Origin of the sequence: Glaciimonas sp. CA11.2 (assembly GCF_034314045.1) — a bacterium.
Taxonomy (GTDB): domain Bacteria; phylum Pseudomonadota; class Gammaproteobacteria; order Burkholderiales; family Burkholderiaceae_D; genus Glaciimonas.
In genome coordinates this window covers 3,108,111-3,129,830 of record NZ_JAVIWL010000001.1, presented here as the reverse complement: position 1 = coordinate 3,129,830, position 21,720 = coordinate 3,108,111, and the positions used below count along the sequence as shown (strand labels likewise).

The following is a 21,720-nucleotide window of genomic DNA, read 5'->3' as shown; positions in this document are numbered from 1 at the left end:
CTCAGTGGGCGACAACGTCTGCTTCGAACTCGATAACAGACCAGCAACCGGAACAGTCATTGAAATTATCCGCCACATCGGCAACGCACAGTCCTATGCCCGGATCGCGTCGACCGATTGTTCATACCAAATTCCGGTCGCCCTACCTCTAAAAAAATTCCATGTTATGGAGCCACCATGCTGACAGAATACTTGTTGCTTTCGATTTTCAATAAACCACGCTTAACGATTGATGAGGTCTGCAAATCGATTGGGATAAGTACAGCGACTGGCTATACCCATCGCTCACTTGGGAAATTTCCCGTACCGATGGCGGGTCATCCGTTGACTGCGGATATCAGAGACGTTGCGGAGTATCTTGACAGGTTGAGAGAGACGTCCAGGACGTAAAAATCGCAATACGCAGATAGGTTTAATGAGGGCGGCGGGAAAATTTCCCAGCCGCCCTTTTTTTGTCTGCTGGCTTAACCGTTGTTGTAGACTAAATTTTAACGCCCACCAAAATCTCCACCGCTGACCATAATATCAATATTGCTTGAAATAATACGATCCACACGTTTACCTGCGAGAGTTTAGCAACCAATCGGCCACCTGCTGCCAAATCACCTGCTCGGAGTTTTTTAAAGCTCGTTTCAGCAACCAAACGTTGAACAAAAAACAAGCCTCGCTTAAATTCGATTAAGTACGCCTCAATATCTATTGTGAAGCCATCCTTTACTGCATCCTTACCAACTGCAAATGCTGCATCATTACTGGCAACGCTCGCCGAAATCATTGCAGAAAGAAATTTCGCAATGACTCCAACAGCCAGGCTAACCAGCATAAGGGATAGAGCAAATCGAATGCTCCCAGCGTTTACGAAACCAACAAGTTTTTCAATGTTGGTGAGCAAAAGCGAAAAAGCGCCTCCTGTGCCAACCATAAGCCACCCAGAAAATTTGTCGAGCGACGCGTTTACCGTGCCTGCGAGCAAAGTCAAAACTCGGAGCGCAAGTATCTGGCTTACTTTATCTTGAGACATTGAATGATCTGAGTTAGTGGGTACGCAGAAGGTCTGCCAGGAACGGCCTTTTTTTAAGATTATTCTATTTTTGCGAGCCGTAAAAAATCATTGCATCAAATTTGCATCACCTAAAACTTAAACCATTGTTTTATAGAGAAAAATTTGTTTTGTCTGCCCAGTCCATCATGGGCGCAACAGATATTTTACGCCCCCCGTATTTCGGCGCTTTATCAAGCGTGGCAAGGGTTTCCAAGGGATTGATAACTATTTTAGAGCTCACGGAAATTCACGTTATTTAATGGTTTAACATCTGTCATTGGACACAAATTGGACAACAATTCATATTAATGGCAACTATACAAAAGATCGGTAAGCGCTGGCGCGCTCGGGTGCGCAAGCAAGGCTTTCCTGCTGTAAGCGACATGTTCGATACTAAAGCGCGTGCCCAAGAATGGGCATCTAAGGTCGAATCCGACATGCGCTCATTGAAGTTTCAGGACGGACGTATCATAGCAGAGATGACATAGGCACTCTTATCGACCGTTATACTATAGAGATTGGGGCAAAAAAACCCTTCGGCAAAAATAAAGCCGCGGTATTGGGATCGCTCAATATAGCGCTCGGTGACGTCCTCTTGCCCGATCTGACGACAAACAGGCTGGTCGACTTTATCAAGATGCGCAGCACGGCTACTTCTGATCGCCCGGGCGCTAGGGGTGTCACTATTGGCATTGATCTAACTTATTTGGGTTCCGTTTTAAAAGCAGCAAAACAATTATGGGATCCATGGTGAGCCGAAACCGGATGATTCGAACCATTGTCGCCACTCCTTACAATTAACCATCAAAGTGGCACTTCTATTTTGTTCGTATTTCGGCGGGAACTATCGATGCAAAGGTATTAACTACTTGTAGTGTTTGATTGTCGGAATTCTTTACATGTGGCTTCCTGTCGATCCTGAGTAAGTCGGCTAAGCATCTGATTTGTATAGTATTTTTCCTGTTTTATATTATGGCATAAGAATTGCTTTATAAACAGCACTCACTGCCCAATCCAGAGGAAAAATTATGAACACAATCAAAAAGAAACTGCTACTGGCCGCTATTGGACTGATGTTGGGATTTGCAGGTTCGTCGCACGCTAGCGTGATACCCGCCATCAATTCTTGGCAGAGCAGCTCAGGCTATTTTGGCGGCAACTGGACGATTGGCTTTCAGTTTTCCGCAAGCCAAAATCTGAATGTAACCGCGCTTGGTACTTATGACGTCAATGGCCTGACGGCACCGACAACGGTCTCCCTGTGGAACGATACGGGTACCTTGCTTGCGTCAGCGGTAGTTCCGGTAGGTGGCAACGTGATCGGCGATTTCATTTACACAAACTTGAGCAACACGGTTTCACTCACCGCTGGTCAGCTGTATCGGATGGGCGTTGGTGTTTCCCAGGCGAACTGGCTGTATCAGGTGAACGGTATCAATACTAGTTCCGACATTTCCTACCTGCAGGGTGCTTGGAGTAATGGGCAAGATACGTTCGTCACCTCCTTGAATGGCGCTTCCAACCGATACGTTTCGGCCAACTTCCTGTCGACGAATGCAAATGTGGTTCCGGAACCTGCTTCGCTGGCCTTGTTGGGCATGGGCCTAGTTGGCTTGGCCGTGGCGGGGCGCCGTAAGCTGGTCAAGTAAACCTGCTGTTCGCATGAACAAAGGCTCCACGCGTTGGGGCCTACATTTACAACATCTTTGATAACGTCGAATGTTATTTCCATTTATTTATTGCAGCTACGAACACTACTCAAATTAAGTAATATTTTTAACTACATTTAGTAATATGCAGTTTTGCTCATCACAATAACAGGCTCCAGGTGCATCAAACTGCGTCACGCCATTGCAAAGCTATTCCCTCCGCGCCCGGCTCAGGGCGCTATCAGCAAGTCGCTCCCGACCAAAGCAATGGCGCAAGAATGGACGCGCAAGATCGAACATGAGATACATACCTCCGATTTTAAGGACGGTCGTACTTTGTCCGCCTTTACCGTTTCAAAGCTAATTGATCGTTACAAACGAGAAATGCAGGCCGTTAAACCTTTTGGCCGCACTAGCTCAGAAAATTGTTGACCTAAGATTCCATGATTTACGTCATGAGGGAATTTCACGTCTATTTGAGCAAGGGTATCGGATCGAGCAGGTCGCACTTGTATCAGGTCACAGGTATTGGAAGATGCTGGCTAGGCACACACAAATAAGAGCGAAGGATTTGCTTAGGCACTCCGAAATTATTCAACAATACACTGCCGAAACCACTGTGCCAGATCTTGCTCGCTGAGCGAGCCAGCTGCGGTTTGTTCCATCGCACGAATCGCCTCGATTGCGGAAAACCGTAGTTTGATGCCATTGTCAGCAAGAAAAACCCGCACAACAACCCAAGCCGTGCGTTTGCTTCCGTCGCTATACCCATGGTTGAGCACTAAACCATGCGCATAAGCTGTAGCTAGGTCGGCGGCATCCGACTTCGGCTCGCCATAGGTTTCGAGTTGCTCGGGCCGAGCTAAATCGGACTCTACTGCATTTTTATCGCGTATTCCATCTAAGCCGCCGTGTGTCGCGGGCACAACATTACGCGAGAACTGAACAGTTACCTTCGCGTACAGGTCCTACAATGTTGGCTTTGCCCCGAATACAAATTCGTTGGCGCATTGGGCCAGCAAGGCTATCCTAGGCGCTGTACGCGCTGCAAAACACCAAAACATTTACCCAATGCAATACTTAATTTATTATTAACTTTTATTCTTTCAAAAAAAGAAAACATGAAGCGTTCTCAAATAGCCGTCGGCGTCGTCGTACTCGCGTGGGTTGCCGTGGTTCCTGGCATAGTCGGCATGCGCGCCAAAGCGGAATTTAGCAAAATTGGCCAGGACACATCGGGCAGTAGTTCCTTGCCGATCAGCACCAAGCTGGCCTCGTTCCAGCGCGGCTGGTTCTCGTCGACAGCCAAGACTGAATACACGATTTCGATGCTAGTGCCGCCGGTCCGCCTGACGGTAACTCACAAGGTCAATCAATTCGCCATTCCGTTTTACCGTTGGGCCAAGATCACGCACACGATCGCGCTGGTAGACGACAAAGGAGTGGAAACACCATTACCGATCAAGCTCAATGCCAGCACCGACAAGCTATTCTTCGGCGGCCTGTCGACCAGCGTTGCAGCACCGGAAATCGATTGGAAGAGCCAGGAAGGCCTGCATATCGTTGGTAAAAACCTTAACTTGAACTTCCATGGGAAAAGCGGCGAAACGCAAAAATACGATCTCAATCTACCATCCCTCAGCGCCACTGCTGCTGGTAGCCAGATCAACGTCAGTCTGAGCAATCTCAACCTGAGCGGTACCTACAAGGACGAGAAGAGCGCCACTGACACCTGGCAACAAGACGGGCACATCAAACTAGATAGTATCGAAGCTACCAGAAACGGTAACGCCGTCCTGAAACTACAAAACCTGGTCATGGAGACCGACCTGAAAGACCACGGCAACAATTTCGATCTAGTTTACCAGACCAAGATAGACAAGAGCATCTTCGGCGATGCCAACGGCGTTGTTGCCGACGACATCCATTTCGATTTTTCCTATCTCAACCTGAACAAGGATGGGCTACTGAAAATTCAGGCTGCTTCCAAGGCGTTTTACGAAGCGGCTGCGAAAGCCCCGCCAGTCGCCGGTGCCGACGTTGCTGCAGTCGCAGCGCCAGCAGCGGGCAACGACAGCACCGATGCCAAGCTAGCCCAGAAAAAGGCACAGATGACCATGCTGATGCAGCATGCCGGCGAACTGGTCGCCAGCTCCCCCAGCTTCCGCATCGACCGCCTCAGTCTGAAGACTCCTAACGGCGAAGTAGCCGGCACCTTTGAAATAAATATGGATGGTAAAGGCTTGACGCCGGACGCGCTGATGGGTGACAACGTGATGGTGCTGCTGAAGGAAAAAATTTCCGGCAAAGGTTCGCTGACGCTCGCGCGCGATGTGTTCCTGAACGCATTCGAACAAAAAAATGCCGCAGCATCTGCACAACGGCAGATGAAGGAAAACCAGTTGAAGATGTATGTCGACCAAGGTTATATCAAGGACGATGGCAAGCAATTGTCGCTGGAATCGACCTTTGGGCCGCAAGGCGTTGTCGTCAACGGTAAACGCATCATGTGACGCCGAAATCGCCCAGTCTTAGCCGATTTACCCAAAATAACATTTCTACGACTCGCTAGCCTCTTCTTTCCTGCCGACCAGGTACTGAAGGCCTTCGGGACCGTAGAACTCCGAATGGGATACGTTTGCTAACAAGTGAAACACACTTCCAGGTGTATAGACTTGTTCTACTTCTCCGACCCGCATGCGCAATTCGCCTGCAAGGATGAGTGCTTTTGCTTCAAAGGAATGCACGTGGGCTTCGAGAAATCCATTGGATTCCCTCTCTACAATTACGCCCTCTGCGAATCCTTCTTTGGCAATCATTTCTACAAATTCATTTCGCTCCATATCGTATCACCTGTCTTTTTATCAGCTGTTTGTTGGTCTTATTTTGTTCGCATTCATCAAACCCGACAGCACGGTCAAGCAGCGCCGAACATCCTCAAGCAATGAATAATTTGCTGATTCATCAAACTTGAGAGTAAGCATTTTTTTAGCTGTTTGCTTAAAATGTAAGCCACCAAACATTATCACGTTCTTTGCCATAGGAATGCTTCGCAACCCACATTCCAAAAGGCAACTTGGATTTATGTGATTCCACATATTGACGAATCAGATAGATATTTTAGAGGGTATAGGCATCCCGCGTTTGCGCGGCGTCAACCTTTAAAAGATTGCTCGCTTAATGGCGTGAAAGCTAATGTTTCGAAGTGTGATTTTAAGGCCATAATTTCTCGGGATACGTCCACCGGAAATCCTTTGCGATGACCTCTTTGATCCATCAGAAGTTGGATAAATAAAGTTTCGCAGATTAATTGTTTTGTCCATGTATTGGCAAATTGGTTCGCAATACGGGGGAAATATTTCATTAACCAAAGAGGCCAAACCTCAACGGGAAGCGTCAATACCCACTGATAAGTTGTCTCGTTCAACTTCAAGTCGGCTGGAATCTCCAACCTACGCGCAGTCTCCCAATGCTCTTCTTTAGCCGCTACGCTAGCTATATCAAGGACCGCTTTTGCTTCAGAGATCGTGACGACTTCAAATGGAATGAACTCCATACCTGCCCCCAATAAAAAATATCGCTGAAGAGGGGATGCGGTGGAGGTTCTCAAAAACAAGACACCATCACATGGGGCCACTCAACAGATGAACATAGCAATTTTATTGCCTTTAGGTATTTTACGCCGTTTCTGGGACTTGGGAGCAATGGAACAGCGAACCGACTTAAGGATTTATGGAGGCCGGAATCCAGCGGTACAGGTCGTGCCCAATCTGGACTTGATGACTGTGATCACAGCGAGTTGCTACGAGGAGAATGTAAAAACTCCCGCCCACCGTATTAATGCATTGTTCAAAGAGACCACCTACACGGTTCAAGAGTGAACAACAATTGCGGCTGGGGAATGTACTATTCGGCGCCTCAACCCCGGCCCGACTACGCCGAGCCGGATAACTTACATCGTTGACCGTCCGCTTTGTACGGTCTCCGATCTCGAAGCGGTCCCACAGCGCCTTGACCCGCTGTGGTTCAAATACTTCGTACAATGCATCTGACGTGTGGGTGTTGATGTTGTCCGTGACTAATGTGATGCGTGGTGCCTGATGGCTCTGCTGAGCGATGTCGTGCAGAAACTGTGCCCATTCCACCTTGGTCTTTTGCGCTGTCACCTTCGTGATGCGCCTGCCTGGCTAAGTATTGGGTTTTAAGTGCCAATTAAAAACCCCTCTAAAGCCCGTAAGGAATGTAGAGGTTTTTTCGTCTGAAGATTGTGAAACGCCGGCTAATGCTGGCGGCCGTATTGAAAGAGTTAGATGCGCAATTAGGCATCTGACACGCCAGTCTGCACCGCATATTAGAGAACAGTTTGGCGCTGATTAAAAAAATCACGCAAACGATTTGGGCACTGCTAGCGCATGATCGCTTGTAGGAGAAGAAATACGTCAGTATCGTGACGGAGTTCACTTCCAGTGTGCCTTGATAATCGTGGCCAGCTTATCGAAAGCAGGTCGTATCTGTTCGCTCGGCACGCAAGCGTAGCCCAGTAACAAGCCTTTTTGCGAGAAGGCCGGGTCCATATAATATCGTGATAAAGGACGGGCGACGATACCGGCCTCACGCGCTACGCGACTGATGGCCAGGTCGTCACATTGCGGCGGCAGGCCCATCGCCAGATGCAAACCGGCCTCGCCGCCGGTCAGCGTGATGCGATCGCCGAAATGGTGTGCGATCGCATCCTGTAGCAGTTGCAGGCGCTCCGCATACAGCATCCGCATGCGTCGGATGTGAGAGGTAAAATGTCCCTCGGTCATGAAGTCTGCCATGATCGCTTGCATAAACACCTGACTGCCGCGATACAGTTCGGACACGCCGGTGGCAAATGCGCCCGCCAGTGACTCTGGCACCACCATAAAGCCGATCCGCATACTGGGAAACATGGTTTTGCTAAAGGTCCCCATGTACAGCACCCGGTCATGCGTATCCATCCCCTGCAAGGCTGCCAATGGACGGCTTCCGTAGCGGAATTCGCTGTCGTAATCATCCTCGATAATCCAGACTTTGCGGCTTGCCGCATACTCCAGCAAGGCGCGCCGCCGCGACAGGCTCATTACCATCCCGAGCGGATATTGATGAGATGGTGTGGTGCAGATAAAACGCGGCGGTTGGCGCAGGTTGGCCAGCCGCATGCGCATACCTTCGGTATCTACCGGAATGGCGACCGGCTTGATCCCGAGCGAGTTGAGCACGCTACGGGTACCCCAGTAACAAGGATCTTCGACCCAGGCGCTATCGCCATGTTCACCCAGCAATTTGACAACAATATCCAGCGACTGGTGGATGCCGGTAGTAATGATGACCTGATTAGCATGACAGTTGACCGAGCGCGCTATACGCAGGTATTCGGCGATCGCTTCGCGCAGTGGCATATAGCCGCCCGCTTCACCGTAGGTTAGCAAATCGGCACGCGAACGCCGCCAGTGCTTATTTTGCAGGCGGCTCCATATTTTGTTCGGGAACAACGTCACGTCCGGAACGCCGGGCATGAACGCGCCCCATTGCAAATCGCTGACACCCGCTTGTTGAATCAATTGCGCGCCATGAGCGGAGAGCTCCGATTGACCGCTGGGATCGGTCAGTGGCGGTTTGTTTAAGCGGCCACCGGGAATCTGATTTGGCGTGGTGTCGGCGATGAAAGTGCCGGAGCCCGCACGCGTTTCCAGATAGCCTTCGGCAATCAATTGTTCATAGGCGTAAGTCACGGTATTGCGTGATATTGCCAATTCGCGCGCGAGATCGCGCGATGATGGCAATTGCAAACCGGATGGCAACAGCTGCGCAAGGATGGCTTCACGGATGGCTTGATAAATCTGTCGGTTCAGTGGCGCGCCGGCGCTTGAGGTGGAGGAGCCGCTTGAGAGCCCGGATTTCGGCGTATTGCGCGGCTTTACCAAAGTGCTATCCAAAAGACGCTCAATACGTATCAGCAGAAATTCAGAGAGAGAGGCGATGCGCAAAGTGGCTCCGTTAAATAATTGAAAGTGGCTCTATATTGTAAGTCCACGAAAGCCTTAGTATTCGAAATGCATTAGAAAGTGCGCAAAATAGATACTAACGGAGCGGCGCAAAACCGCTGGCATTCCATATTTGGCAGGAGTACAAGTTGAAACAAGGAAATTTATCCCCCCATCTGGCCGATATCGCACGTAACGGTGTGGATACGCTGGTGCAGTTTTCGGGTGTCAAGAAAACCTATGACGGCGAAAGTCTGGTGGTCAAGAATCTCAATCTGGATATCAAGCGTGGTGAATTTTTGACCTTGCTCGGGCCGTCCGGCTCCGGTAAGACAACTTGTTTGATGATGCTGGCCGGATTTGAGTTTCCGACGGGCGGCGAGATTCGTCTTGACGGTCAACTGCTCAACAAAGTACCGCCACACAAGCGCAATATCGGCATGGTGTTTCAGAATTACGCGCTGTTTCCGCATATGACGGTAGCGCAAAACGTCGCCTATCCGCTGCGGGTGCGCAACATAAACGGTAGCGAACGCGCTGACAAGGTAAAGAAGGCGCTCGACATGGTCCAGATGGGCAAGTTCGGCGACCGCTATCCAGCCCAGTTGTCAGGTGGTCAGCAACAGCGCGTTGCATTGGGACGGGCACTGGTATTTGATCCGAAACTGGTGCTGATGGATGAACCATTGGGTGCCCTCGATAAACAGTTGCGCGAGCACATGCAACTCGAACTGAAGGCGCTGCATAAAAGCCTCGGCGTCACCTTCGTGTATGTGACGCACGATCAAAGCGAAGCCTTAACAATGTCGGACCGGGTCGCGGTGTTCGATCAGGGCATCATCCAGCAACTGGCGGTGGTCGATCGTTTATACGAATATCCCGAAAATCAATTCGTCGCCGGTTTCATTGGCGATAACAATCGCTTCAACGGCGTCATCGCTTCGACCGAAGGAGAGCGCTGCACGGTGCGCTTGCCTAACGGCGCACAACTGACCGGCGTCAATGCCAACCAGGCCAGAGCTAATGAGGCGGTAGTCGCCTGCATACGACCAGAGCGCATACGCCTACTGCCATCCGATAGTGCCCATCCGAGTGCGCTGCGCGCCAATGTCACCAGCCTGATTTATTTCGGCGATCACGTGCGCGTGCGCTGCGCAATCCCGCAACAGGCGGACTGTTTTGTCAAACTGACATTGAACGATCCGGCCTTGGCAGGTTTACATGAAGGAACTCAGGTGGTACTGGACATAAATCCCGACCATTTGCGTATTTTCATTTGAGGCATCTCTAAAAACCTGCCGAGGGATTCGACAACTGCGCCGATCCCCGCGTTGCAAGAAACCGGATAGCACGTTGCCGTACTCCTTGGGCAAGGTCAGCGTCAGCTGAGGCGGCGGTTTTTTGAGATACCTTTCATTTGGCAATAGTAAGCACTTAATTATCTGTACTTCCACATTTGCACCCATTAGGAGACGTGATGAAATTGTTATTCAAACCTGTTCTGACCAGTATAGTTTTGTCTGTGGCAGCAGTCGGCATGACCCACGCGGCTAACCTGACGATTGTCAATTTCGGCGGCGCCAACGGTGCTGCGCAAAAAATTGCTTACATCGAACCGTTTTCCAAGGCCACCGGCGACAAGATTACCGTGGTGGAATTCAATGGCGAACTGGCCAAAATCAAAGCCATGGTCGAAGCCAAAAAAGTCAGCTGGGATGTCGTGGAAGTGGATGCTGGAGATATTGGACGCGCTTGCGAAGAAGGCTTGCTGGAAAAAATCGACGTGAAAAAACTCGGTAACAAAGCCGATTTCCTGCCCTCGGCAATTAATGAATGTGGCATGGGCGCCTTCGTTTGGTCAACCGTGCTGGCTTACGATGCCGACAAACTGAAAGTGGCACCGAAGGATTGGGCCGATTTCTGGAACGTCAAAAAATTCCCTGGCAAACGTGCCATGAAGAAGGGCGCCGAGTACACGCTGGAATTCGCATTGATGGCCGATGGCGTGGCCCAGAAGGATATCTACAAGGTGCTGAGCACCAAAGCCGGTGTCGATCGTGCCTTCAAGAAACTCGATGAATTGAAGCCGAACATCCAGTGGTGGGAAGCAGGCGCACAACCGCCGCAATTCCTGGTGGCCGGCGATGTCGTGATGTCGACCGCGTTCAATGGCCGTATCGACGCGGCGCAACGCGAAGGCAAAAACCTGAAGGTGAGCTGGCTCGGCAGTATTTACACGCTAGACTTCTGGGTCATTCCAAAGGGAACGCCGAACAAGGAGCAGGCAGAGAAATTCATCGCATTTGCCAGCACCCCTGAATCGCAAAAAAATTACGCTAGCAACATTGCCTACGGTCCGGTTAACAATAATGCGCTGAAGATGCTGGATGCCAAAACACTGGCGAACCTGCCGACATCTGCGGCCAATGCCAAGGATGCGCTGCAACTCAATTTGTCGTTCTGGACCGACCACGGTGAAGAGCTGGAACAACGTTTCACTGCCTGGGCTGCCAAGTAATTTTTTTTATATCAAACGTGCGTTTTAGGTCCGCTCTTGCCCATGGATGTATAGGGCAGGAGTTATCCTTGCCATGAATAACGTGTCCTTAGCTTCGTCGCGTTCACCTTTGATGTGGAAATGGAATAATTTGTAGTGCTATTTAAGCTTCGAGGAAAGGTGGCGAGGAGTGCTTTTCAAAGAGGTACGCCGCAGGCGTCCTGTGACCACTGCTCGCCATGTTTCGGTCGCCTTTTTGCCATTGCGTACATCATGGCAGCAGTATTTTTTGGTAATACCAGATCACTATGAATTCTATTCCATCCGGCGCTGCCGTCCCTAATATGACGACCGAGCCCACCAGCCCTCAGCCGAATACGCAGCTCAAGCGGGAATTGCGTCAGGCACTGTTTCGCAAGCGTACTGCTGCGCTGGCGCTGATTGCGCCCCTGGCGATATTTTTGCTGCTGACATTTTTGGTTCCAATTGCCATGCTGCTCAAGCGGGCAGTGGAGAACCCGGAGATTGTCACTACGCTTCCGCATACCGTCGCCGCATTGGCGAGCTGGGATCGCAAGAGTACGCCGCCGGACGCCGCCTATGCGGCGCTGGCGGTCGATTTACTGAAAGCGCGACAGGATAGTGCTACTGGTGCGTTGGCACGCCGCCTGAATTCGGAAATCTCCGGTGCCCGTTCTATCATCATGAAGACCGCGCGAGCATTGCCACTGGTGGATGCCAACGGTCAGCCCGTATCTGCCACGCAAATAAAACCGGCCTTGATCGATATTGATCCACAATGGGGTGAACTGGATTACTGGCGGGCGATCGCCAAAAACGGTACGCCTTATTCGCCTTATTATTTATTGGCCGCGCTTGACCTTAAGCAAAATCCCTACGGCCATATCGAAAAAGTCGACGACAGCGCGTCGGTATATCAAAAGATCTTTGCGCGTACTTTGTGGATGAGTCTGGTGGTGACGCTGGCCTGTGTGGTGATCGGTTATCCACTGGCCTACTGGTTATCCAGCATGTCGGACCGACGCGCCAATTTGTTCATGATCCTGGTCTTGATCCCGTTCTGGACTTCCGTGTTGGTGCGGGTTGCCGCCTGGATTGTCTTGCTGCAATCGGAAGGACTGGTCAACAAGGCGCTGATGGCCATCGGCGTGACGCAGGCACCGCTGGAGTTGCTGTTCAACCGCATCGGCGTGTATATCGCCATGACTCATATCCTGTTGCCGTTCATGATTCTGCCGCTGTACAGCGTGATGAAAGCTATTCCACCTACCTATTTGCGCGCGGCAATATCGCTCGGCAGTCATCCGTTTGCCGCCTTCTGGCGCGTGTATGTGCCGCAAACTTATCCCGGGATTGGCGCTGGCGCATTACTGGTATTTATTTTGTCGGTCGGTTACTACATTACCCCGGCCTTGCTGGGTGGCCCGAACGAGCAGATGGTGAGTTATTACATTGCTTATTTCACCAATGTCACCATCAACTGGGGCATGGCTTGCGCACTCGGTGCATTGCTGTTTGCTGCTACGCTAGTGTTGTATACGGTATATCGCCGCTTTACCAAAATTGATGTGAGCATGGCTTAAATGATGAAGATATTTCCGCAATTCCCTCCCTATCTCTCGTTCATCGAGCGCGCCTGGTTTTTCTTGTCTCGCGGATTCAATGTACTGGTGCTGGTGTTCCTGTTGCTACCGATTCTGGTGATCATCCCATTGTCGTTCAGCGATAGTACCTTCCTGGTCTATCCGATTCACAGCTACTCATTTCGCTGGTATCAGAATCTGATCCATTCGGATGAATGGATCAGCGCCGCCAAGAATAGTTTTATCGTGGCACCTTCAGCAACCGTACTGGCGACAGTACTCGGCACGCTGGCGGCGGTCGGATTGAACAAGGCGGAATTTCGCGGCAAGGGTTTGCTGATGGCGGTGCTGATCTCTCCGATGGTGGTGCCGGTTGTTGTAATCGGGGTCGGGGTTTATTTGTTCTTCGCGCAGATCGGCTTGTCCGACAGCTATGCCGGCCTGATTCTGGCGCATGCAGCGCTGGGCGCACCGTTTGTAGTGACGACGGTATTAGCAACGCTGCAAGGATTCAACCACAATCTGGTGCGCGCCAGCCTCAGCCTGGGCGCCAATCCGCTGATGACGTTCTTCCGCATTACATTGCCGGTCATTGCGCCGGGGTTGATTTCAGGTGCGTTGTTTGCTTTTGCGACGTCGTTCGACGATGTCGTGGTGACCCTATTTGTTGCAGGTCCAGGGCAGGCCACTTTGCCGCGGCAAATGTTTACTGGCATCAAGGAAAATATCAGCCCGACGATCGCCGCGCTGGCAACTATTCTGATCATATTTTCTACCTGTCTGTTGCTGACGCTGGAATGGATACGCGGCCGTAACAAGGCGTTGGCCAAAATATAGCGTTGCAGCGGTCAGCGATAATGCCATTTCAGATAAAAAGACCTGGCGAGCAATGGAACAGCGAACCGACTTAAGGATTTACAGAGCCCGGAATCCAGCGTCACAGCGCTTCCATCGCCCTCCAAATCTGGCTCAGGCTTGCAATACCGGTTTCGAGTCGTTCACCAGTCAGGACATCCCATCGTTACGGCGCGATCGAGTGACGTGGGTCGAGCAGAACTACATGCGCGATGAAACGCTGACCGATGGCAACGCAAGGTTGGTCTCTAGCCAAAATAAAGTCGCGTTGGCGCGTACCTGGGACGGTGGCGATGTGGCATCGGCCGATAGCATGCGTTTTATTGTGCTGGTGCGCACCGTCCATACCGTGCCGAATATGCTGCTATGAAAGGGGCGGTTATCTAGGTTGCACAGTCAGCGTCTTAACTTTCGGCACTGGCAAGATTTAATAGTGAAATCGCTTCGACGTCTAACGTCAGTCGGGTCGCGGCGACCAAGTCATCCAGGTGCGCTAACGTCGTGGCACTCGCAATCGGTGCCGTAATACCGGGTCGCGCAAATAACCAAGCTAAAGCAACCCGCGCGGGATTTGCATTGAGACGTGCCGCGACCTGATCGAGCGCATCCAGGATGCGCAGACCACGCGTATCCAGATAGCGTTTTACCGCCTGCCCGCGCGGGTTCTTGGTCAGATCGGCGGTTCCGCGGTACTTGCCGCTCAGAAAACCACTTGCCAATGCGTAGTAATTGATAACCCCAATCCCATGTTCCAGCACCAGCGGCTGCAGCGTTTTTTCATAATCGGCACGATCGTACAGATTGTATTGCGGTTGCAATGTTTGATAACGCGGGTAGTTTTCTGCTTTGCTGACCTGAATAGCTTCCAGCAGGCGCGCTGCCGAATAATTCGATGCACCTATCACTCTGACCTTGCCTTGCTCGATCAGACGCGCGTACGCGCCCAGCGCGAATACACATCGGCGGTATCAATGAAATTCAAGCCTGCATCGACCATCTTGTCGAGCAACAAGAACCAAGTCGGTTCGTCGACGGTCCAGCTGAATACATTGCCGCCACATGTCAGAGGGGGAACGTGTAGAGGGGGAGTTGCCCAGCTGACGTGAAGCCTTGATGGGAGTGGTTGTCATGGCATTTTCTCCGGTTAGAAGCGGGCAATGCGATTACCTCATTCGCTGTTTTCGCGCGTAGCACAGCCCGTCGGACCATTCCCGCAGACGTAAAAAAACCCGACATACCAGTGTGGCGCTAGCCTCACAAATTGATCGGGTTGATCATCGCCCTCAGTTCAATCAGGCGCTGGCGAGTTGATCACCAGCAGCCATCTCAAATCAAGAATCGCGCGATGCTTTCTTACGGTCTGTTTCTTTCAAATGACGTTTGCGCAAACGAATACTCTTCGGTGTCACTTCAACCAATTCGTCATCTTCAATAAATTCAACCGCGTATTCCAAAGACATTTGGATCGGCGTTACCAGACGCACCGCTTCATCAGTACCTGATGATCGCACGTTAGTCAGTTGCTTGCCCTTGATCGGATTAACGACCAGATCATTGTCACGTGAGTGAATACCAATGATCATGCCTTCATACACTGGATCATTGTGGCTAACGAACATACGACCACGCTCTTGCAGTTTCCAGATAGCGTAAGCAACGGCTGCGCCATCGTCTTGTGAAACCAATACGCCATTGCGACGACCGCCCAATTCAGCCTTGGTATTGTCAACTGGTGCGTATTCATCAAACACGTGACTCATCAAGCCAGTGCCGCGTGTCAATGTCATGAATTCGCCTTGGAAACCGATCAGACCACGTGCAGGAATACGGTATTCAAGACGTACGCGACCTTTGCCATCCGGTTCCATGTTTTGCAAATCACCACGACGACGACCCAACTCTTCCATGACGCCGCCCTGGTTTGCTTCTTCGACATCGACGGTCAGGTTTTCATACGGCTCTTGACGAACACCATCAACCATTTTGTAGACAACGCGAGGACGCGAAACAGCCAGCTCGAAACCTTCGCGACGCATGTTTTCGATCAGAATCGTCAGATGCAATTCGCCGCGACCTGATACTTCATAGGTCGAATCGTCGTTTTCAGCCGGGACAACACGTAATGCCATGTTACCCTTCAATTCACGGTCCAGACGATCACGAATCTGACGTGTCGTCACAAACTTACCTTCACGTCCTGCCAATGGTGAGTTATTGACCATGAAATTCATCGTCAAGGTCGGCTCATCCACTTTTAGCATCGGCAAACCTTTAGGCGCATCCGGAGCACAAATTGTCGTACCGATACCGATCTCTTCGATACCATTGATCAGGACAATATCACCAGCCAATGCTTCGTCAACCAGTACACGGTCCAGACCTTTGAACGTCAGTACCTGATTGATACGGGCGCGGGTCGGCTTGTCATCAGGACCATTTAAAAGAACAACATCTTGCAACGCTCTGACGCGTCCGCTCAAGATGCGACCAACGCCGATCTTACCAACGTAAGACGAATATTCCAGCGACGTAATTTGTAGTTGCAACGGACCATCCGGATCGTCTTCGCGTGCAGGAACGTGCTCTAACACCGCGTCGAACAATGGTGTCATCGTGCCTTCGCGTACAGTTGGGTCCAGGCTGGCGTAACCGTTCAGGGCCGAAGCATAGACGACTGGGAAGTCAAGTTGCTCTTCAGTTGCACCCAGCTTGTCGAATAGTTCAAAAGTCGCGTTGATGGCCCACTCGGCACGCGCAGTAGGACGGTCAATTTTATTGATGACAACGATCGGCTTGAGGCCCAGTTCCAGCGCTTTACGCGTAACGAAACGCGTTTGTGGCATTGGTCCTTCAGACGCATCCACCAACAGCAATACGCTGTCAACCATTGACAGCACGCGCTCGACTTCACCACCGAAGTCGGCATGGCCTGGGGTATCAACGATGTTGATATGCGTGCCTTCGTATTCGACAGCGCAATTTTTCGACAAAATCGTGATGCCGCGCTCTTTTTCAATATCGTTCGAATCCATGACGCGCGCATCAACGTGCTGATTGTCGCGGAAAGTACCGGATTGACGCAAAAGTTGGTCAACCAACGTGGTTTTACCATGATCGACGTGAGCAATAATGGCAATGTTGCGGATAGCGCGTTTTGTGTTTGACATATTGTTATGGATATAGAGGAATTCAGTAAGGAATTCGGTAATTAACGCAGCAAGTGCGCGGTAAAAGCCCGCGCAGTACAAACCCTGAGAGGCCTGGAAAATGCAACGGAATTCGGGAGACCCAGTATTATAACATGATGCAGTGCAAAACCACCAAAAGCCTTCTGATTTCAAAGGGTTGGGATGTGTAGTTTTGCTTTATTTTTTCAGAAATACAATGTCTATAAAACCAGACCACAATTTAAAGATGACTATTTTGGTAATGCTGTCGACACCAATCGCTCTGGCGCCAGTACACCGTAGTCGTGAAATTGCGCAGTACCTAACAATTGCCGCAACGTCCCATCGGTTATTTCCGCAGTATGCGCGTACTCGCGATAAACCCGTACGCGCCCTATTTGCGCTGGAGGCAAAACGCCTTCTTTATCCAGCGTCAGACGTTGCCCTTGCAAAAACCGCTGCGCCAATGGCTCGGTCAATACCACCTCTGGAAATGTCAGTAAAAGACTATCCACGGAAGCCAGCAATGCCGCCCGCTCATCCTCGGGTATTGCAGTCAACGTCTCCAAAGTAAGGCAACCCGACAATGTTAAATGCCCAACTTGTGTCCGTCGCAATGCGTTTAAATGCGCACCGCAACCCAGAACGGCACCAATTTCTTCGCCTAAAACGCGAATATAAGTACCTTTGCTGCAGACCACACGGACACTCAAATATGGCGCTTGATAATCGATAAACTCAAGTAGATGGATCGTTACGTCACGCGCTTCACGCTCTAATGTAATACCGGCGCGGGCGTATTCGTATAACGGTTTTCCATCGCGCTTAAGCGCTGAATACATCGGTGGAACTTGTTTGATATCGCCGCGAAATTGTGCCAGCGCGGCATCAATTTTCTCACGCGTCACCTCCACATCGCGGGTCTCTAATACATCGCCTTCGGTGTCCCCGGTGGCGGTCGTCAAGCCCAGATGGATCACGGCTTCGTATGTCTTGTCAGCATCCAACAGGTCTTGAGCAAACTTTGTCGCTTCGCCAAAACACAATGGCAAAACGCCAGTCGCAAATGGATCAAGCGTGCCGGTATGACCTGCTTTTGTCGCATTCATTAACCGCTTGGCTTTGATCAGCGCATCGTTGCTTGACCATCCTACTGCTTTATCAAGCAACAAAACGCCATTGAGAGGCACGCGAATTCTTTTGGGCGAGGTTGACGCCATAAGGGAATGTACTTTGAAGGTGGTAATACTTATTTAGTTAGGATTGCTTAATGAGTAAAAATATCGCGGTTTAAAGTGCGCGCTCACACTTGAGTCGGCGCTTAAAAACCTTGTCTCATCAAATATGCATAAGCTATTAAACCTATATTAAGCCTAGCATCACTAAATCCTTGTCACGAACAGAGCTGACAGTAAAGAGAAATCCTTGGAAGGACCTCAGTCTTCGCCGTCATCCTTAGCCCGTGTTGCGTTCGCCAATGCGATCAGCTGTGACATTTGGGCACCGCGTGCAGTCGAATTATCGTGGTGAAAATGTAATGCCGGCAATGTATGAATTGTCAACCGTCGACCTAGTTGATTCCGCAGGAATCCAGCCGCTTGCGTCAAGCCAGCCACCGTCAGGCGAATTGCTTCAGGATCATCATTCAGCATGGTGAAAAAGACTTTCGCATGCGCGTAATCAGCCGTCACTTGCACTTCAGTGATGGTGATCATTCCGACACGCGGATCTTTTAATTCGAACACGATGATTTCCGACAAATCGCGTTGAATCTGGTCGGCGACCCGCAATCCGCGTCCGGGGATGGATTTACTATGTTTAGCCATATCTCTTTACTTAGCCGTAGCTTTCACTGATGGACTACTTTAAAACTGTTTAACTTCCAGAATACACCAAAAGGAAATCGGGCACGAAGCCCGATTTCCCTGATTTAAATCATTTTATGCTAATGCATGCACACTTTCATGTGCATGCTGCATCTGTACCTGACGCTTAAAGTTACAGCGTCCGTGCAATTTCTTCGACTTCAAAGATTTCGAGTTGATCGCCTTCTTTGATATCGTTAAAGTTCTTCAGAGTCAGACCACACTCAAAGCCAAACTTGACTTCTTTAACATCGTCTTTGAAGCGCTTCAGTGAATCCAGTTCCCCGGTCCACAAGACCACGCTGTCGCGCAACAATCGTACTGATGCGCCACGCTTGACCAAGCCTTCGAGTACATAGCAACCCGCAATTGCGCCAACTTTGCTGACCAACAGAACCTGGCGAATTTCGACCAGACCCAATGATTGCTCACGCTTCTCTGGCGACAACATGCCAGACATCGCCGCTTTGATCTCATCTACAGCGTCATAAATGATGTTGTAGTAACGTAGATCAACGCCATTGGCTTCTGCCATCTTGCGCGCCTGTGCATCAGCACGGACGTTAAAGCCAATGATGACTGCTTTCGAAGCCAACGCCAAGTTGACATCGGACTCGGTGATACCACCCACTGCAGCGTGTACAACCTGAACCCGTACTTCGCTGGTCGACAGTTTTTGCAAGGACTGCACCAACGCCTCTTGCGAACCCTGAACGTCGGTCTTGATGATCATCGGCAGATTCTTGACTTCGCCTTCGGCCATCTGATCGAACATGTTTTCCAGCTTGGCAGCTTGTTGCTTAGCCAACTTAACGTCGCGGAATTTACCTTGACGGAACAGACCGATTTCACGCGCTTTGCGTTCATCGACCATGACCATCACTTCTTCACCCGCAACCGGCACTTCGGTTAAACCCTGAATTTCGACAGGAATCGAAGGACCCGCTTCGCTAATTGCTTTACCGTTTTCGTCTAGCATGGCGCGAACACGTCCGTAGGCTGAACCAGCCAGAACTACGTCACCACGTTTCAATGTACCGGACTGAACCAAAATAGTTGCCACTGGACCGCGACCTTTATCGAGTCGTGCCTCAACCACCAGACCACGTGCTGCTGTGGTGATCGGTGCTTTCAGTTCCAACACTTCTGCCTGTAGCAGAACCTGTTCCAGCAAGGCTTCAATACCTTCACCGGTCTTAGCTGAAACGCCAACAAAAGGCGCGTCTCCGCCGTATTCTTCAGGCACAACTTGTTCGGCGATCAGTTCTTGCTTGACCCGATCCATATTGGCACCTGGCTTATCAATCTTGGTAACGGCTACGACGAGCGGCACGCCAGCTGCTTTCGCATGGGCAATCGCCTCTTTCGTTTGCGGCATCACGCCATCGTCACCAGCAACTACCAGAATCACGATATCGGTTGCTTTTGCACCACGTGCACGCATGGCCGTAAATGCTTCATGGCCTGGCGTATCCAGGAAGGTAATCATACCGCCTGGCGTCTCAACGTGGTACGCACCGATATGTTGCGTAATTCCACCGGCTTCGCCAGATGCCACTTTAGAACGACGAATGTAATCCAACAGCGAAGTTTTACCATGGTCAACGTGACCCATGACAGTCACGACTGGGGCACGAGACACCAGTTCTGCATCTGCCTGCTCTTCACCATCCACCAGCAATGCTTCTGGATCGTCTTCTTTGGCTGCATGTGCCGTATGGCCCATTTCTTCCACTAAAATCATGGAAGTTTCCTGATCCAGCACTTGGTTAATGGTGACCATTTGACCAAGCTTCATCAGATGCTTAATGACTTCCGATGCTTTCACTGCCATTTTGTGGGCCAGCTCAGCAACGGTAATGGTTTCAGGAACATAAACGTCCTTCACCACCGCTTCAGTCGGCACCTGGAAGTTCGTTTCGTGATCATCACTATGTGAATTACGACGTCCCTTACCACCACTGCGCCAACCATCGCGACCGCCGCCAGTGTTACCACGCGTCTTGATACCAGCGCCGCGTTTTTTCGCGTCGTCAGACCAAGTCGAGGAAACATTTGCAGACTTAATCGATTTCTTGTCGACAACAACTTTCTTGTCGTCTTTTTTCTCGCTTGGTTTCTTATCCGCAGGCTTGTGTAGCGTTCCAGCTGGTGCAGCTTTGACAACAACTGGAGGAGCGACAGGTTCAGGAGCCTTGATGACGCGACGCGGCGCATTCATCATCGCCTTGATCTGCGCAACTTCATCTTGCACCGCTTTACGGGCGCGCTCAGTTGCAGCCGATTTTTCTGCAGCTTCCTTCGCGGCTTCCGCCACTTTCTTCTTCGCGTCTTCAGCAGCTAAGCGCTTCTTTTCTTCCATCTCAGCATCGTCAGCAGTTTTCACTGGCGCCGGAGTCGGTGTAGAAGATGCAGCAACAGGCGCAGCCGCAACAGCAGCTTTTTTGGCGTCTATCTCAGCCTTTTTGGCTTCGCTTTCGATCTTTTTTGCATCACTTTCGGCTTTTTGCGCAGCTTTTGCCTGGGCTTCTTTCTCGGCTTCGAGTTTTGCCAAATGCTCCTGCTTTTCACGCAGCTCTACTTCTTGACGCGCCATTAATTCAGCATGCCGACGCGCTTCGTCTGCACGACGCGCCAGTTCTGCTTCATCAACCACTGCGGCAACAGGCTCAGCTGAAACCTCAGGCGTTTCCGCCGCAGGGTCATCGCGCTGAACGAAAGTACGCTTCTTACGGACCTCAACCTGGATGGTGCGCGATTTTCCTGTCGCATCAGCCTGCTTGATTTCTGTGGTTTCCTTGCGGGTCAGCGTTATTTTCTTTTTCTCGCCATCGGTCACTGCGCCGTGCGAACGGCGCAGATGTTCCAACAAACGATCCTTGTCTTCTTTTGACAAGGAATCATCAGTCGAATCTTTAGAGACACCTGCTGAACGCAACTGCGTCAACAACAAATCTGCAGGCATCTTTAGCTCGGTGGCAAATTGGGCTACATTGTTACTCGCCATTCAGTCCTCTTTTCTATGTGGCGCGG

General features: G+C 50.8%; 17 protein-coding genes and 4 pseudogenes. 10 read left to right on the top strand and 11 right to left on the bottom strand.

Going from position 1 to position 21,720, the window contains the following annotated elements; genetic code table 11:
* Positions 1-177: 177 nt before the first annotated feature.
* A complete protein-coding gene (locus RGU75_RS13500; protein ID WP_322236714.1) occupies positions 178-390 on the top strand; it encodes a hypothetical protein in 213 nt (70 codons plus the stop codon).
* Positions 391-481: 91 nt separating this feature from the next.
* Here RGU75_RS13500 and RGU75_RS13495 read toward each other — a convergent pair whose 3' ends face one another.
* Positions 482-1,021 (bottom strand): hypothetical protein, encoded by a 540-nt coding sequence (locus RGU75_RS13495; protein WP_322236712.1) that lies wholly within the window; start codon positions 1,019-1,021, stop codon positions 482-484.
* A 329-nt stretch (positions 1,022-1,350) separates the two neighbouring features.
* Between RGU75_RS13495 and RGU75_RS13490 the strand changes: the two genes are divergently transcribed.
* The 3 genes and pseudogenes from RGU75_RS13490 to RGU75_RS13480 all read left to right on the top strand — a co-directional run.
* Positions 1,351-1,530, top strand: coding sequence for a hypothetical protein (locus tag RGU75_RS13490; RefSeq protein ID WP_322236710.1), 180 nt, complete (start codon positions 1,351-1,353; stop codon positions 1,528-1,530).
* Positions 1,531-2,070: 540 nt separating this feature from the next.
* Positions 2,071-2,691, top strand: a complete 621-nt coding sequence (locus RGU75_RS13485) for a DUF4082 domain-containing protein (RefSeq protein WP_322236708.1) — start codon at positions 2,071-2,073, stop codon at positions 2,689-2,691.
* Positions 2,692-3,115: 424 nt separating this feature from the next.
* Positions 3,116-3,331, top strand: a pseudogene (locus tag RGU75_RS13480) (hypothetical protein); the annotation flags it as partial.
* Here RGU75_RS13480 and RGU75_RS13475 read toward each other — a convergent pair.
* Positions 3,282-3,617 (bottom strand): type II toxin-antitoxin system death-on-curing family toxin, encoded by a 336-nt coding sequence (locus tag RGU75_RS13475; RefSeq protein WP_322236706.1) that lies wholly within the window; start codon positions 3,615-3,617, stop codon positions 3,282-3,284. The pseudogene RGU75_RS13480 and the gene RGU75_RS13475 overlap by 50 nt on opposite strands.
* 195 nt (positions 3,618-3,812) lie before the next feature.
* Between RGU75_RS13475 and RGU75_RS13470 the strand changes: the two genes are divergently transcribed.
* Positions 3,813-5,204 (top strand): DUF945 family protein, encoded by a 1,392-nt coding sequence (locus RGU75_RS13470; RefSeq protein ID WP_322236704.1) that lies wholly within the window; start codon positions 3,813-3,815, stop codon positions 5,202-5,204.
* Between the two features lie 45 nt (positions 5,205-5,249).
* On the opposite strand, the gene RGU75_RS13465 is transcribed toward RGU75_RS13470, so the two are convergent.
* The 4 genes and pseudogenes from RGU75_RS13465 to RGU75_RS13450 form a co-directional block, all read right to left on the bottom strand.
* Complete coding sequence (locus tag RGU75_RS13465; RefSeq protein ID WP_322236702.1) at positions 5,250-5,534, bottom strand: cupin; 285 nt, start codon at positions 5,532-5,534, stop codon at positions 5,250-5,252.
* Positions 5,535-5,845: 311 nt separating this feature from the next.
* The gene (locus tag RGU75_RS13460; protein ID WP_322236700.1) at positions 5,846-6,301 is read right to left on the bottom strand and encodes a hypothetical protein; all 456 of its coding nucleotides are present in this window, start codon (positions 6,299-6,301) and stop codon (positions 5,846-5,848) included.
* A gap of 379 nt (positions 6,302-6,680) precedes the next feature.
* Positions 6,681-6,875: pseudogene (locus RGU75_RS13455) on the bottom strand (transposase); the annotation flags it as partial.
* A gap of 273 nt (positions 6,876-7,148) precedes the next feature.
* A complete protein-coding gene (locus tag RGU75_RS13450; RefSeq protein WP_416186868.1) occupies positions 7,149-8,639 on the bottom strand; it encodes a PLP-dependent aminotransferase family protein in 1,491 nt (496 codons plus the stop codon).
* Positions 8,640-8,848: 209 nt separating this feature from the next.
* On the opposite strand from RGU75_RS13450, the gene RGU75_RS13445 reads away from it, so the two are divergent.
* From RGU75_RS13445 to RGU75_RS13425, 5 genes and pseudogenes are all read left to right on the top strand, one after another.
* A complete protein-coding gene (locus RGU75_RS13445) occupies positions 8,849-9,979 on the top strand; it encodes an ABC transporter ATP-binding protein (protein WP_322236696.1) in 1,131 nt (376 codons plus the stop codon).
* A 197-nt stretch (positions 9,980-10,176) separates the two neighbouring features.
* Positions 10,177-11,217, top strand: coding sequence for an ABC transporter substrate-binding protein (locus RGU75_RS13440; protein WP_322236694.1), 1,041 nt, complete (start codon positions 10,177-10,179; stop codon positions 11,215-11,217).
* Positions 11,218-11,540: 323 nt separating this feature from the next.
* Positions 11,541-12,800, top strand: a complete 1,260-nt coding sequence (locus RGU75_RS13435) for an ABC transporter permease (protein WP_322240517.1) — start codon at positions 11,541-11,543, stop codon at positions 12,798-12,800.
* A gap of 3 nt (positions 12,801-12,803) precedes the next feature.
* The gene (locus tag RGU75_RS13430; RefSeq protein ID WP_322240514.1) at positions 12,804-13,637 is read left to right on the top strand and encodes an ABC transporter permease; all 834 of its coding nucleotides are present in this window, start codon (positions 12,804-12,806) and stop codon (positions 13,635-13,637) included.
* 127 nt (positions 13,638-13,764) lie between these two features.
* Positions 13,765-14,013, top strand: a pseudogene (locus RGU75_RS13425) (Tn3 family transposase); the annotation flags it as partial.
* 46 nt (positions 14,014-14,059) lie between these two features.
* On the opposite strand, the pseudogene RGU75_RS13420 reads toward RGU75_RS13425, so the two are convergent.
* From RGU75_RS13420 to infB, 5 genes and pseudogenes are all read right to left on the bottom strand, one after another.
* A pseudogene (locus tag RGU75_RS13420) lies at positions 14,060-14,721 on the bottom strand (aldo/keto reductase).
* A 265-nt stretch (positions 14,722-14,986) separates the two neighbouring features.
* On the bottom strand, positions 14,987-16,822 hold the full coding sequence (typA, locus tag RGU75_RS13415; protein ID WP_322236692.1) for a translational GTPase TypA: 1,836 nt from the start codon (positions 16,820-16,822) through the stop codon (positions 14,987-14,989).
* Between the two features lie 251 nt (positions 16,823-17,073).
* Complete coding sequence (truB, locus tag RGU75_RS13410) at positions 17,074-18,042, bottom strand: tRNA pseudouridine(55) synthase TruB (protein WP_322236690.1); 969 nt, start codon at positions 18,040-18,042, stop codon at positions 17,074-17,076.
* A gap of 216 nt (positions 18,043-18,258) precedes the next feature.
* Positions 18,259-18,648, bottom strand: a complete 390-nt coding sequence (rbfA, locus tag RGU75_RS13405; protein WP_205319526.1) for a 30S ribosome-binding factor RbfA — start codon at positions 18,646-18,648, stop codon at positions 18,259-18,261.
* Positions 18,649-18,820: 172 nt separating this feature from the next.
* Positions 18,821-21,694 carry a translation initiation factor IF-2 gene (gene infB / locus RGU75_RS13400; protein WP_322236688.1) on the bottom strand — a complete coding sequence of 958 codons (2,874 nt, stop codon included), beginning with the start codon at positions 21,692-21,694 and terminating at the stop codon, positions 18,821-18,823.
* Between the last annotated feature and the right edge of the window lie 26 nt (positions 21,695-21,720).

Bases quoted from the DNA above. Each gene is read 5' to 3' on its own strand.
- RGU75_RS13490 (WP_322236710.1), top strand. From the start codon at position 1,351: ATGGCAACTATACAAAAGATCGGTAAGCGCTGGCGCGCTCGGGTGCGC.
- truB (WP_322236690.1), bottom strand. From the start codon at position 18,042: ATGGCGTCAACCTCGCCCAAAAGAATTCGCGTGCCTCTCAATGGCGTT.
- typA (WP_322236692.1), bottom strand. From the start codon at position 16,822: ATGTCAAACACAAAACGCGCTATCCGCAACATTGCCATTATTGCTCAC.
- RGU75_RS13435 (WP_322240517.1), top strand. From the start codon at position 11,541: ATGACGACCGAGCCCACCAGCCCTCAGCCGAATACGCAGCTCAAGCGG.
- RGU75_RS13500 (WP_322236714.1), top strand. From the start codon at position 178: ATGCTGACAGAATACTTGTTGCTTTCGATTTTCAATAAACCACGCTTA.
- RGU75_RS13440 (WP_322236694.1), top strand. From the start codon at position 10,177: ATGAAATTGTTATTCAAACCTGTTCTGACCAGTATAGTTTTGTCTGTG.
- RGU75_RS13495 (WP_322236712.1), bottom strand. From the start codon at position 1,021: ATGTCTCAAGATAAAGTAAGCCAGATACTTGCGCTCCGAGTTTTGACT.
- rbfA (WP_205319526.1), bottom strand. From the start codon at position 18,648: ATGGCTAAACATAGTAAATCCATCCCCGGACGCGGATTGCGGGTCGCC.
- RGU75_RS13430 (WP_322240514.1), top strand. From the start codon at position 12,804: ATGAAGATATTTCCGCAATTCCCTCCCTATCTCTCGTTCATCGAGCGC.
- infB (WP_322236688.1), bottom strand. From the start codon at position 21,694: ATGGCGAGTAACAATGTAGCCCAATTTGCCACCGAGCTAAAGATGCCT.
- RGU75_RS13470 (WP_322236704.1), top strand. From the start codon at position 3,813: ATGAAGCGTTCTCAAATAGCCGTCGGCGTCGTCGTACTCGCGTGGGTT.
- RGU75_RS13465 (WP_322236702.1), bottom strand. From the start codon at position 5,534: ATGGAGCGAAATGAATTTGTAGAAATGATTGCCAAAGAAGGATTCGCA.
- RGU75_RS13485 (WP_322236708.1), top strand. From the start codon at position 2,071: ATGAACACAATCAAAAAGAAACTGCTACTGGCCGCTATTGGACTGATG.